Source organism: Massilia sp. LMS1-1-1.1 (genome assembly GCF_040815535.1).
GTDB lineage: Bacteria > Pseudomonadota > Gammaproteobacteria > Burkholderiales > Burkholderiaceae_D > Janthinobacterium > Janthinobacterium aestuarii.
This window is the reverse complement of record NZ_JBFPNG010000001.1, coordinates 1,307,893-1,319,547: the sequence shown is the minus strand read 5'-3', so window position 1 is coordinate 1,319,547 and position 11,655 is coordinate 1,307,893. Positions and strand designations below refer to the sequence as shown.

The following is an 11,655-nucleotide window of genomic DNA, read 5'->3' as shown; positions in this document are numbered from 1 at the left end:
GATGTCAAAGAAAATTATGGCAAAGAACGTCGTTGTCATCGGCACCCAATGGGGCGATGAAGGTAAAGGCAAGATCGTCGATTGGTTGACCGATCACGCCCAGGGTGTGGTGCGCTTCCAGGGCGGCCACAATGCAGGCCACACGCTGGTCATCGGCGGCGTCAAAACCGCGCTGCAGCTGATCCCTTCGGGCATCATGCGTCCAGGCGTCGCCTGCTACATCGGTAACGGCGTGGTCGTTTCCGTGCCGGACGTGCTGCGCGAAATCGACAAGCTCGAAGCTGTCGGCGTCGAAGTCGCTTCGCGCCTGAAAGTGTCGGACGCTGCGCCCGTGATCCTGCCTTACCACACCGCGATCGACCTGGCTCGTGAAGCCAAGCGTGGCGATGCGAAGATCGGCACCACCGGCAAGGGCATCGGCCCGGCCTATGAAGACAAAGTGGCGCGCCGCGCGATCCGTATCGCCGACCTGCTGAACGAGAAGCGCTTTGCCGAAAAGCTGGCCGAAAACCTCGATTACCACAACTTCGTGCTGGAAAACTATCTGAAGGCGCCGAAGGTCGACTATCAGAAGACCCTCGACGACGCGCTGGCCTATGTGCCGCGTCTGCGTCCGATGGTGACCGACGTGTCGAGCGCGCTGTACAAGGCGCACAAGGCCGGCGCGAACCTGCTGTTCGAAGGCGCGCAGGGTTCCCTGCTCGACGTCGACCACGGCACCTACCCGTTCGTCACTTCGTCGAACTGCGTGGCCGGCAATGCCGCCGCCGGTTCGGGCGTGGGTCCTGGCATGCTGCACTACATCATGGGCATCACCAAGGCTTACACGACGCGCGTCGGTTCCGGCCCGTTCCCTTCGGAACTGCCAACGGATGCGGGCGTCGGCCACCACCTGGCGCAAGTCGGCCATGAATTCGGCACCGTGACGGGCCGCGCCCGCCGCTGCGGCTGGTTCGACGCCGCCTTGCTGCGCCGCTCCGTGCAGATCAACGGCGTGACGGGCATGTGCCTGACCAAGCTGGATGTGCTGGACGGTATCGAAACGCTGAAACTGTGCACGGGCTACACCATCGACGGCGTGGCCACGGACATCTTCCCATCGGGCGCCGAAGAAGCCGCCCGTTGCGTACCGGTGTACGAAGAGATGCCAGGCTGGACGGAAAGCACGGTCGGCGCGAAATCGCTGGCGGCGCTGCCGGCAACGGCGCGCGCTTACATCAAGCGTATCGAAGAACTGGTCGGCGTACCGGTGGACATGGTTTCGACCGGTCCGGATCGTGAAGAAACGATCGTGCTGCGTCACCCATTTGAATAAGCTGCTGGACACAATCCGCCGCAAGGCGGATTTTTTTAATCACGCTAATAATAAGATTCCACTATCATGACTACCCCACAATCGAACGATCAACACCTCTGGGTCAACTGGGAAGAATACCACCGCCTGATCGAGCGCCTGGCGCTCAAGGTTTACGAATCGGGCTGGAAATTCGACCAGGTATTGTGCCTGGCGCGCGGCGGCGTGCGTCCCGGCGACGTGTTCTCGCGCATTTTTGATTTGCCACTGGCTATCCTGTCGACCAGCTCCTACCGCGAAGACGCGGGCACGGTGCGCGGCGACCTCGATATCGCCAAGTACATGACCATGACCAAGGGCCCGCTGGCCGGCCGCATCCTGCTGGTCGACGACCTGGCCGATTCGGGCGTCACCTTGGACAAGGTCACGCGTCACCTGAAGGAAAACTTCCCTGACGTGACCGAAGTCAAATCGGCCGTGATCTGGCTGAAGGGCTGCTCCGTCGTGCGTCCCGACTACTTCCTCGACGAGCTGCCGCACAACCCGTGGATCCACCAGCCGTTCGAAGACTACGACGGCCTGCGTCCGCACCAACTGGCGGCGTGGATCAAGAAGGGCGAAGCAGGCAAGTAATTGCGTGCGCGCTTGCAAAAAAAAGACGATCGTGTATCGTCTTTTTTTTCGTCCAAGGAAATGCGATGACCATACTGACGACGGCGCGCCTGCGCCTGGAACCGATCACGGAAAACCATTACGAGCGCATGCGCACGCTCAACACCGATCCCGAGGTGATGACCTACCTGAACGCGGGCCAGCCCGAGAAGGAAGAAGACACGCGCGCCGCCGTCAAGCGCGTCACGGGCCGCTGGGCCGAGTGGGGCTATTCGTGGTGGGCGCTGATACGCCTCGATGATGGCGAGATGGTGGGCATGGCCTGCCTGCAGCATCTCGATGGCGACAAGAGCAAGCCGCACGAAATCGGCTGGCGTCTGGCCCGCACGGGCTGGGGCCAGGGCTATGCCAGCGAAGCGGCGGCCGCCATCGTCGCGCATGCGTTCGACGTCGTCGGCGCGCCCGAAGTGGTGGCCGTGGCGCACCCGGACAACGCGGCCTCGATCAAGGTCATGACGCGCCTGGGCATGCAATACGCGGGCATGGAACGCCATTACGATATCGATAGCGTCGTGTACCGCCTGGCGCGCCCATGACGGCAAGGCCGAAGTCCTTGAAGCTGGGCTGCGCCTACGGCGTGCGGTTTTCGCCCGATGGCGCGCGCCTGGCCGTGCTGGGGCGCGACCTGGTCCTGTGGGACGTGGCGGCACGCCAGAAACTGTGGCGCGGAAAGTTCATCGCCCATTGTTCCAGCATGGCGTTCTCGCCTGATGGCAGCCGGCTGGCCATCAAGAGCACGACGGGCCAGCAGGCCGTGGTGGATGCGCAGGCGGGCCAGGTGCTGCTGAACTTTCAGAACAAAAAGGATGGCGAAGGCTGCGGTCCCGCATGGTCGCCGTGCGGCCAATATCTTGCCGACGGTGGCTGGGATGGCCGCCTGCGCGTGCGCGACGCGCAGACGGGCGAAGTGCTGTTCATGCACGAGCACCCTGGCGAAATGCTGCGCGCAATCTACGCCATCGATGGCGGGCGGCGTTTGCTGGTCCTGCATGGCATCAAGTCGGTGGAGGAAGGGCAGGTGCAGCTGCCCGACTACTGCAGCGTGTGGGACTGGCCATTGCAAGCGGGAGGCGGGCGCGTGGTGCTGTCGCTGCCCAAGCTGGCGTCGTGCGCCCCATCGCCCGATGGCGAGCGCCTGGCCGTGCTGCATTACGCGGGCGGCGACGAGTATCTGTCCGTGCATGCGATGGATGATGGCCGTCTGCTGGCCACGGCGCCCGTGGAAGCGGGCGCCGGCACGGGCGACGCCTTGCGCTGGCTGCCCGACGGCAGCGCGCTGGGACGCATCGGCAAGGGCAAGCTGCTGTTCTACGCCTGGCCGGGGCTCGGCGTCCTGGCGCAGGAAGATTTTGCGTATCCCTGCGCGCTGGACTTTTTGCCTGGCTCGCCATTGGCCGCCATCGGTTCCTGGGAATCTGGCATGCTGATGGATCTGAACGTTCACAAGGAAAATACATGATTACCTGCTACCTGCGTTACATCATCGACCCCTACAAATTGCGGGAATTCGAAGCCTACGGCAAGCTGTGGATACCGCTGGTCGAACGCTTCGGCGGCCAGCACCACGGTTATTTTTTGCCATCGGAAGGCGCCAGCAATGTGGCGCTGGCCATGTTCTCGTTCCCCAGCCTGGCCTTGTATGAGCAGTACCGCAGCGACTCGATGCAGGACGCCGAATGCCAGGCCGCCTTCCGTTACGCCGAGGAGACGCGCTGCATCGTCAGCTATGAGCGCAGTTTTTTCCGGCCCGTGTTTGCCTGAACAAGGTCAATCGCGCTGCGGCGCGCCCAGGGGGAAGAGGTGGCGGTATGGGCGTGCCTCTTCCACCGCGCGGGCGAACGACGGGCGGGCCAGCAGGCGCGCGCGGTAGGCGCGCAGCAGGGGCAGCGCCGCGGGAATCGGCTGCGTCCAGTCCGCATAGAACAGCGAGGGCGCGGCGGCGCAGTCGGCCAGCGTAAAGTGGTCGCCGGCGGCCCACGTCTTGCCGGCCAGATGGGTTTCCAGCCAGGCGTAGGCGAGATCCAGCTTGTCGCCGGCAAACGCGCGGCCTTCCTCGGTCTTCGCCGGGTTGCCGCTCAAGGCTGCACCGACGGCATGCTGCACCGGTGTCATGACATGCAGGTCGAAATAGCGGTCGAGAAAACGCACGTCCAGCGCCTGCATGGCGTCGTCCGGCAGCAGGCGCAGGGGGCCCGGATGGGCCAGTTGCAGGTATTCGATGATGATGCTGGTCTCGGCGACGTTGCGCTCGCCGTCCACCAGCAGCGGGAATTTGCGCAGCGGCCAGCGCTCCAGCCATTGCTGCAAGTGCCGGGGCATGTCCGGCGCCAGGCAGCGGAAATCGAACGGTATGGCGTTTTCGTACAGGGCGATGAGCACCTTTTGCGTGTACGAGGAAAAGGGATGGCCGTAGAGTATCAGCGACACGGTGGGATCTCCTGTGCAAGGTTGGCAACACGCGCGTGTGGCAACGATAGTGTAATGACAGGATCAATGCAAGCGGTCCGGGCCGTTCCGCTTGCATCCGAGGCCCGCCCGCCGCCTAACTCAGGTTTGCCAGGTAGCGCAATCCCGTGATGCTGGGGAAGAAGCAATACACGCCGCCGCGCGTGATGACGCTGCGCGAGAAATGCTGCAGTTTCGTATTGCCGCTGCCCTTGGCGCCCACGCCGGGCAAGGTGAAGGAACTGACGCTCGGGTCGTTGATTCCCAGGAACACGTCCTGGCCGCTGATGTTGAGCGTGGCGTTGCCCGCCTCGGGACCGGCCGGGCCGACGGCCGATTTGACGAAGGTAGCGTCATCGTTCCATTGCTGCATCAGGAATTCGAACTGATTGCGCAGGTTGGCGTTGATGAAATAGCCGACCAATCCCCGCTGCTCTGCGATGGGTGTCACCGGATCGTATTCGCTGCCGTAGGGCATGGCGCGCCGCACGATGCGGTGGTGGCGGGCCGAGGTGCCCACGACGCCTTCGTCGCGCGGATTGTTGCGCCGGATATGCGCGCCGACCGGGCATTTCAGGCCCAGCGTGTCGTCCCGTTCCGGCTGCGCATCGACATAGTGAAAGTGGTTCAGGCTGGCGTCCGGCAGCACGAGACCCGGTTCGTCCGGGCTGAGCACGAGCGGATTGCCGTTGCGCCAGCGCCCGCACATCTTCGCGGCCACCATCTCGGTACTGAGCCCGGAACTGGCCGCGCCCTGGCTCAGAATACTGTCGAACAGGGGCACGTCCTGCTCCAGGATGCGGAAGGCGGCATAGCTGCCATTGGTGGACAGTTGCGGCGGCTGCACCTGGTAGGTGCCGCCGTTTTCATTCGGATAGCCGAGCAGGAATTCGCCCGTCTTGACGCTGTTGAGCGGGTCCGGGTCGTATGCGCGTTCGTGCTTGCGCGGCGGGGCGCCATCGACGTCGGGCTGGGCGATGTTGTCGCGGTAGCCGAAATGCACGCGGTTGCCTGGCAGGGCCACGCCATCGTGCGCATACAGTTCATGCCAGCCGGCGGCAAAGGCGCCACGCAGCTTGGCCGACGTTGCCTGCAGCACTTCCTCCGATTCGCTGACCCACAGGCTCAGCATCGCATGCACCTGGCCGGCTGTGGTGGCCGGCCCCAGGTTGCCGAGCCAGTGTTCGGGGGCACTGTCGCCCACGTCGCCCACGGCGGCGACGCTGGCCGGATCGGCCGCACCCCGTTGAAATGCCTGGTCAAAGGTGGCCAGCTCGGCCGCGGTTATCCCCAGAGCCGACAGGCCGGGAGCGGTAAAGCTGAGGTTCAGGAAGCAGGGCGGCTTGGGGTGGATATGGCGCGCGGTGGTAATGGCCGGCAGCCCGTCGCTGCCGTCGAGCAGGGCCGCGATAGTGCGCCGCGCCTGCGCCGCATCCGTGATGCTGAAGATGAAATGGCGCGCCAGGTTGACGCGGTAGCCGCGCAGGATCGTGCCTTGCACGTCGTCGTAATCGATGGTGGGATCGGCCATGCTGTCTCTCCGGGGGCTGGGGTGGTGGGGCCGCTTGCGCAGCCCCGGCGTGGCGTTTTCTTTAGACGGAAGCGAGGATTTGCTGGACGGTCTGCGGATAGGCGTTATACAGGCCCGTGTTGGGCACGTGCTGCGCGGCGTCGTTGGCGGTGATGAAGGCTTCGAATGCGGCCACATGGTTGGCAACGGGCATCAGCGCCTTGCCGCCCACGACAAACTGCAGCAGCGCGTCGAATACCTCGCCCAGCTGGGCCACGAAATCCTCGATGTAGCCATTGAAACTGCCGTCATACTCGGTGATCACGCCGATGATCAGGGTATCGGAAGTGCCCGTCTTGCCAATGTTGGGCAAGAGATTGGCCTGCGAGCGGTCAAACAGGACGAAGCGGGCAAAGTGCACGGTACCGATATCGGTGAGGGCGGTATTGATCTTCGTCTGGTATTCCTGCAATGCTGCGGCGATGGAGATCGGATTGGTGCCGGGCAGTACCGGCATCATTAAGCACAGTGGATTTGCCATGGAAGGCTCCTCATTACGTGGTTGTCGGGACGACCGACACTACGCCGCGGCTCCTGCTGCGTCAAAAACTATATTTTTGCATTTGTTGCTAAATGTATACTATTGCAACATGATAGTTGCTATGAAATGTGGTCTCATGTGGATAGTTGCCGGGACTATCCGGTGCCCATGGACACTCTGCCGCCAGGCGGTTCTTGCCTGATTCTGCAAGCGCAAGTGGCGTCGTTGGCAGCGCCGGGATCCGCAGGATTTATTTGAGGCGGCTGCACTGCCCCGCCGTCAAAACCGGATGGGGCAAGGCGCCGCAGTCCCTTCGCCGAAACCGGCGTAGCCGGATCGCGCGCTGAGGTTCAGCGACATGCTGCCTTTGTCCGGTAAATAGATGCAGTATTCGCCAGTTGCCGTGATGACGCGGTAGATGCGCTTGGGGTCGTTCGGCGCGCTGAACAGCTCGATGCGGGCCGCTTCGAACCACTTTGGCTTGACCGCCGCATGCGCTTCCGCAAACCCCTTTGCCAGGCGCGTCTGCGGGGTATCGGGCGGCGCCACGAATTCCTGCGGATGCTCGGCGCGCAGCTGGCGGTCGATGGTGCCGGCTGCCTGCAGCGCCTGTTGCGCCAGGGTGAGGGGGGAGGCTTTGGGTTCTGCCGGCACAGATTCTGACGGCGCGGCGTAGTCTTGTGATGCCGCCGCCTCCTTCGGTGGCGATACGCTTGCCGCCCTGGATGGAAGGGCTGGCGGACGTGCCGGCGCCGGATCGGGCTCGGTGGGTGGAATGATCGCCCTTATTGGCGGCAGTGGCGGCATCAGTTGGAGCCAGACCCGGTCATCGTGCTCGACTTTCATGTGTACGGGCCGCGTGGCGGCCCAGAACAGCGCCAGGTGCAGCACGATAATCGCGGCGACGTACGGGCCCCGGGGACGCCGGCCGAGAGAAAAATCATGCTCCTGTCGTGCAGGGTCGATAGGCATCTGTTCCATGCTTGCGTGATGAAGGTGGCACCAGTATGTAAATTTGCAACAGTGCTGTAAACAGGTTTCGGGCAGAGCGCGGATTGCGCTCCCCAGGGTACTGAAAAATGCGCCTGTGTGATGATTTTGTCAAGCCATTAATCCTCGGCCTGGAATTCGCTGGCCGAGACGAACAGGTCCCACGAGGCGATGAACAGGGCCGCGACCACGGGGCCGATGACGAAGCCGTTCAGGCCAAACAGGGCCATGCCGCCCACGGTGGACAGCAGCACCACGTAGTCGGGCATCTTGGTGTCCTTGCCCACCAGGATGGGGCGCAGCACGTTGTCGACCAGGCCGATGACGAAGACGCCGAAGGCGGCCAGGCCCGCGCCTTGCCAGATGGCGCCCGTGGCCAGGAAGTAGACGGCCACGGGTGCCCAGACGAGGGCGGCGCCGACGGCCGGCAGCAGCGACAGGAAGGCCATCAGCACGGCCCACAGCAGGGGCGCCGGCACGTCGAGGAACCAGAACGCCAGGCCGCCGAGGGCGCCCTGGGCGATCGCCACGAGGATGTTGCCCTTTACCGTGGCGCGGATCACCGTGGTGAAATTGGTGAACAGGCGCTGCTTGTACTTGCGGCTCAGCGGCACTGCGCCCTTGATGCGGGCCGACAGGGTCGAGCCATCGCGCATGAGGAAAAACAGCAGGTACAGCATGATGCACAGGCTGGTGAGGAATTCGAAAGTGTACAGGCCCACGTTGATGGCTTTCACCGCCACCACCTGGCTCACCTGCGTGGCGCCCTCGGCCAGCTTGTCCTGCATGCTGGCCAGGCTGGTCAGGTTGAAGCGGTCGAGCAAATTGATCAGCCATTGCGGCAGCACGGCCATGATTTTATTGAAGAACATGGCGACCGTGAATTCGCCCGAACGCACCATTTCCACGACGCTGGCCGCCTGGTTCACGAGCGATACGGAAATGAGCGACAGCGGCAGGATCACGATGACGATGATCAGCAGCAAGGTCAGCAGCGACGCCAGACCGGCGCGTCCCTTGGTTTTCAGCAGCAGCCAGCGGTACACGGGCGCGAACAGGATCGCCAGGATGACGCCCCAGAAGATGGCGCCCGCATACGGCGCCAGTATCCAGCCGAAGCCGATGGTGACGATGCTCAAGAGGAGCAGGAACACTTTCTGGTGCAGCGTGAGGGTATGCATGGGCGGTAGCGTAATGATAAGGGTTGAGTTGTCCCATCATAAGCGAGGCATGGTGCGGCGCGCCATACAATTGTCTCTATGCGTGCGCGAGCGCATCTGGCGCCGGCGGGCTGGCAACGCGGTGGCGGCAATTCCAGTAAGCTGTCGTTCCAGGCGTTCCATCCCGGGCGCTTTTGACTTCTTTTGACCTCAGGAACGCGCGTGGCCGACAATATTCACTTTTATGAACCTGCGCAGGGCCATGGCCTGCCGCATGACCCTTTCAATGCCATCGTGGGGCCGCGGCCCATCGGCTGGATCGCCTCGCGCAGTAGCGAGGGCGTGCTCAATCTGGCGCCGTACAGCTTTTTCAATGCCTTCAATTACCATCCGCCGCTGATCGGTTTTTCCAGCATCGGCCGCAAGGATACCTTGCGCAATATCGAACAGACAGGGGAATTCGTGTGGAATCTGGCAACGCGTCCGCTGGCCGATGCGATGAATACCAGCTGTGCGCCCGCGCCGCCCGAAGTCGATGAATTCGCGCTGGCCGGCCTGACGCCGGCCGCCTCGCGCATCGTCAATGTGCCACGCGTGGCTGAAAGCCCCGTCTCCTTTGAATGCCGGCGCACGCAGATCATCGAGCTGCAAGGCGTCAATGGCGACGGTGTCGGCAGCTGGCTGGTGCTGGGGGAAGTGGTGGGCGTGCACATCGCGCGCCACCTGCTCAACGATGGCGTGTACGACACGGCAGCCGCCGCGCCGATCTTGCGCGGCGGCGGTCCGGCCGATTATTTCGAGATCGGGCCGGACAGCCTGTTCCACATGCGCCGGCCCGCCTGGTCGTAACATCATGCAGGGAGCGGATGACGCTCCCTGACGATGCCGCGATAGATCAGCCACGTCGCCACCAGGCTGATGGCGCCGGCGCCGGCCATCCAGTAGCCTGGCGCCGCCTTGTCGCCGGTGCTCTCGATCAGCAGGGTCGACACCAGCGGCGTCATGCCGCCGAACAGCGCGGTGGCCAGGCTGTAGGCCAGCGAAAAGCCCGTGGTCCTGACGCTGGCCGGGATGATTTCCGTCAGCGCGACGATGGTGGCCCCGTTGTAGCTGCCGTACAGGAAGGACAGCCACAGCTCCACCATCAGCATGTGGTCGAAACTGGGATGGGCGACCAGCCACGACAGGGCCGGATACGCGGTCAGCACCGTCAGCGCCGAGCACACGGCCATAATGGGCCAGCGTCCGATGCGGTCGGACAGCGCGCCCATGACGGGCAGCCAGATGAAGTTCGACAAGCCGATGCACAAGGTGACAAGCAGGCTTTCCTCGGTGCTCAGCTTGAGCACGTTCTTGCCGAAGGTCGGCGTGTAGACGGTGATCAGGTAGAACGCGACCGTCGTCAGCACGATCAGCATCGTTCCGGTGACCACCAGCGGCCAGTTGAGGGCGATCGTCCCCAGCATTTGCCGGAACGTCGGATGGGACTTGCGCGTCAGGTAGGCCTCGGTCTCCTGCAGCGAACGGCGGATGTAGAACACCACGGGGATGATGGAGCAGCCGATGAAGAACGGAATGCGCCAGCCCCAGTCCGCGATGAATTCCTTGCTCAAGGTTTCGTTGAGATAGTAGCCGAGCGCGGCGGAAAAGATGATGGCCACCTGCTGGCTGGCCGATTGCCAGCTGACGTAGTATCCCTTGTTGCCGGGTGTCGCCATCTCGGACAGGTAGACGGACACGCCGCCCAGCTCCACGCCGGCGGAAAAGCCTTGCAGCAAACGCCCGATCAGCACGAGGAATGGCGCCAGCAATCCGATGGTGGCATAGCCGGGCACGAAAGCGATCAGCGCCGTGCCGGAAGCCATGATGGCCAGGGTCAGCACCAGGCCCTTGCGGCGGCCGATGCGGTCGATATAGCTGCCGAGGATGATGGCGCCCAGCGGCCGCATGAAAAACCCCGCGCCGAAGGTGGCGAACGTCATCATCAGGGCCGCGTATTCGCTGGTGGCGGGGAAGAAGGCCTTGGCAATGTACGTGGCGTAAAAGCCGAACAGGAAAAAATCGTACATTTCGATGAAGTTCCCGCTCGTCACCCGGATGACTGTGGCGATGCGCGAGGGCTGGCGCACTTGCGCGCGCGGCGTTGCCGCCCTGGCGATGGGCGCGGCGGTGGAGGGAATGTCCATGATTTACCTATTGATGAAAGATGAGTGACGCACGCCTAGTGCATTGCTGGCGTTGGCGCCAGCGCCGCCGCCGGTTCCAGACCGGTCGCTTCGATCGCGCCCGCGTTGGCAGGGGCGGCGAGGAAGCGCAGCAGGGCGCGGCCGGCTTCAGGCTGTTTGCCGCCCGGGACCAGCGCCGCCGAAAACTGCGTCATCTTCTGCACTTCCGGCGGCAGCAGGCCGACGATGTCGATGCCCTCGACCGGCAGCAGCTCGCTGCGCTGCTGGCAGCCGAAATCGGCCTGGCCATGCGCGATGATTTCGCCGACGGGGGTGGCGGGAATTTTTGCAGCCTTGCCTTGCATCTGCTCCGAAATCTGCAACTTGTTCATCAGCTGCGTCTCGATGTAGACACCGCTGGCGCTGTCCGAATAGGCGACCTTGTCCGCCTTCAGAAAGGCGCTGCGCAAGCCCTCGGTGGTGCTGATGTCGGGCTTGGCCGCGCCGCGCCGCACGGCGCAGGCAATCGGTGAATTGGCCAGCACCACCTTGCTGCCGGGGACCAGGCGGCCTTCCTGCATCAGCTTGTCGAGCGCGTCACCCACCATGATGACGACGTCGATCGGCTCGCCGCGCGCCAGGCGCGCCGGGATCGCATTCTTGGTGGTGCCCATCGACGGCCCCCATTCGGAAACCAGATGGTCGCCGCTGGCGCGCTCGTAGGCGGGCGCCAGGTTTTTGTAGGCCTGGGCGAAACCGCCCGAGCTGACCACGCGGATATCGGCGGCATGGGCCGCGCCGGTGGCCAGCAGCATGAAGCCGGCCAGGATGGGGGCGGAGCGCCGCACGAGGGTATGTTGAAGCATGGTTGTTTCTCC

General features: G+C 63.7%; 13 protein-coding genes. 6 read left to right on the top strand and 7 right to left on the bottom strand.

Going from position 1 to position 11,655, the window contains the following annotated elements; all coding sequences use genetic code 11:
* Position 1: 1 nt before the first annotated feature.
* The 5 genes from MRBLMS1_RS06155 (at position 2) to MRBLMS1_RS06135 (ending at position 3,727) form a co-directional block, all read left to right on the top strand.
* Complete coding sequence (locus MRBLMS1_RS06155; protein ID WP_034752021.1) at positions 2-1,315, top strand: adenylosuccinate synthase; 1,314 nt, start codon at positions 2-4, stop codon at positions 1,313-1,315.
* Between the two features lie 66 nt (positions 1,316-1,381).
* Entirely contained in the window at positions 1,382-1,927 is a 546-nt protein-coding gene (locus MRBLMS1_RS06150) for a phosphoribosyltransferase (protein ID WP_034752020.1), read from the top strand.
* Between the two features lie 65 nt (positions 1,928-1,992).
* On the top strand, positions 1,993-2,502 hold the full coding sequence (locus MRBLMS1_RS06145) for a GNAT family N-acetyltransferase (RefSeq protein ID WP_314607684.1): 510 nt from the start codon (positions 1,993-1,995) through the stop codon (positions 2,500-2,502).
* A complete protein-coding gene (locus tag MRBLMS1_RS06140) occupies positions 2,499-3,425 on the top strand; it encodes a WD40 repeat domain-containing protein (protein WP_485878388.1) in 927 nt (308 codons plus the stop codon). Before MRBLMS1_RS06145 ends, MRBLMS1_RS06140 begins: the two co-directional genes overlap by 4 nt.
* Positions 3,422-3,727, top strand: coding sequence for an NIPSNAP family protein (locus MRBLMS1_RS06135; RefSeq protein ID WP_034752016.1), 306 nt, complete (start codon positions 3,422-3,424; stop codon positions 3,725-3,727). The genes MRBLMS1_RS06140 and MRBLMS1_RS06135 overlap by 4 nt, the downstream gene beginning before the upstream one ends.
* 6 nt (positions 3,728-3,733) lie before the next feature.
* Here the strand turns inward: MRBLMS1_RS06135 and MRBLMS1_RS06130 are convergent, their stop codons facing one another.
* The 5 genes from MRBLMS1_RS06130 to MRBLMS1_RS06110 all read right to left on the bottom strand — a co-directional run bounded on the left by MRBLMS1_RS06130 (position 3,734) and on the right by MRBLMS1_RS06110 (position 8,633).
* Positions 3,734-4,393 carry a glutathione S-transferase family protein gene (locus tag MRBLMS1_RS06130; protein WP_485878386.1) on the bottom strand — a complete coding sequence of 220 codons (660 nt, stop codon included), beginning with the start codon at positions 4,391-4,393 and terminating at the stop codon, positions 3,734-3,736.
* A gap of 115 nt (positions 4,394-4,508) precedes the next feature.
* Complete coding sequence (locus MRBLMS1_RS06125; RefSeq protein ID WP_485878384.1) at positions 4,509-5,942, bottom strand: Dyp-type peroxidase; 1,434 nt, start codon at positions 5,940-5,942, stop codon at positions 4,509-4,511.
* A 61-nt stretch (positions 5,943-6,003) separates the two neighbouring features.
* Positions 6,004-6,462, bottom strand: coding sequence for a hypothetical protein (locus tag MRBLMS1_RS06120; RefSeq protein WP_485878382.1), 459 nt, complete (start codon positions 6,460-6,462; stop codon positions 6,004-6,006).
* 279 nt (positions 6,463-6,741) lie between these two features.
* Positions 6,742-7,443: a hypothetical protein gene (locus MRBLMS1_RS06115; protein WP_485878381.1), complete on the bottom strand. Its 702-nt coding sequence runs from the start codon at positions 7,441-7,443 to the stop codon at positions 6,742-6,744.
* A gap of 128 nt (positions 7,444-7,571) precedes the next feature.
* Positions 7,572-8,633, bottom strand: a complete 1,062-nt coding sequence (locus MRBLMS1_RS06110; RefSeq protein WP_139089956.1) for an AI-2E family transporter — start codon at positions 8,631-8,633, stop codon at positions 7,572-7,574.
* Between the two features lie 201 nt (positions 8,634-8,834).
* Between MRBLMS1_RS06110 and MRBLMS1_RS06105 the strand changes: the two genes are divergently transcribed.
* Positions 8,835-9,461, top strand: a complete 627-nt coding sequence (locus MRBLMS1_RS06105) for a flavin reductase family protein (protein WP_485878380.1) — start codon at positions 8,835-8,837, stop codon at positions 9,459-9,461.
* A gap of 2 nt (positions 9,462-9,463) precedes the next feature.
* On the opposite strand, the gene tcuC is transcribed toward MRBLMS1_RS06105, so the two are convergent.
* Both tcuC and MRBLMS1_RS06095 read right to left on the bottom strand, forming a co-directional pair.
* Positions 9,464-10,798 (bottom strand): tricarballylate/proton symporter TcuC, encoded by a 1,335-nt coding sequence (gene tcuC / locus MRBLMS1_RS06100; RefSeq protein ID WP_485878378.1) that lies wholly within the window; start codon positions 10,796-10,798, stop codon positions 9,464-9,466.
* 35 nt (positions 10,799-10,833) lie between these two features.
* A complete protein-coding gene (locus MRBLMS1_RS06095) occupies positions 10,834-11,643 on the bottom strand; it encodes a substrate-binding domain-containing protein (RefSeq protein ID WP_485878377.1) in 810 nt (269 codons plus the stop codon).
* Positions 11,644-11,655 lie beyond the last annotated feature (12 nt).

Bases quoted from the DNA above. Each gene is read 5' to 3' on its own strand.
- MRBLMS1_RS06155 (WP_034752021.1), top strand. From the start codon at position 2: ATGTCAAAGAAAATTATGGCAAAGAACGTCGTTGTCATCGGCACCCAA.
- MRBLMS1_RS06150 (WP_034752020.1), top strand. From the start codon at position 1,382: ATGACTACCCCACAATCGAACGATCAACACCTCTGGGTCAACTGGGAA.
- MRBLMS1_RS06145 (WP_314607684.1), top strand. From the start codon at position 1,993: ATGACCATACTGACGACGGCGCGCCTGCGCCTGGAACCGATCACGGAA.
- MRBLMS1_RS06140 (WP_485878388.1), top strand. From the start codon at position 2,499: ATGACGGCAAGGCCGAAGTCCTTGAAGCTGGGCTGCGCCTACGGCGTG.
- MRBLMS1_RS06135 (WP_034752016.1), top strand. From the start codon at position 3,422: ATGATTACCTGCTACCTGCGTTACATCATCGACCCCTACAAATTGCGG.
- MRBLMS1_RS06125 (WP_485878384.1), bottom strand. From the start codon at position 5,942: ATGGCCGATCCCACCATCGATTACGACGACGTGCAAGGCACGATCCTG.
- MRBLMS1_RS06120 (WP_485878382.1), bottom strand. From the start codon at position 6,462: ATGGCAAATCCACTGTGCTTAATGATGCCGGTACTGCCCGGCACCAAT.
- MRBLMS1_RS06115 (WP_485878381.1), bottom strand. From the start codon at position 7,443: ATGGAACAGATGCCTATCGACCCTGCACGACAGGAGCATGATTTTTCT.
- MRBLMS1_RS06110 (WP_139089956.1), bottom strand. From the start codon at position 8,633: ATGCATACCCTCACGCTGCACCAGAAAGTGTTCCTGCTCCTCTTGAGC.
- tcuC (WP_485878378.1), bottom strand. From the start codon at position 10,798: ATGGACATTCCCTCCACCGCCGCGCCCATCGCCAGGGCGGCAACGCCG.
- MRBLMS1_RS06095 (WP_485878377.1), bottom strand. From the start codon at position 11,643: ATGCTTCAACATACCCTCGTGCGGCGCTCCGCCCCCATCCTGGCCGGC.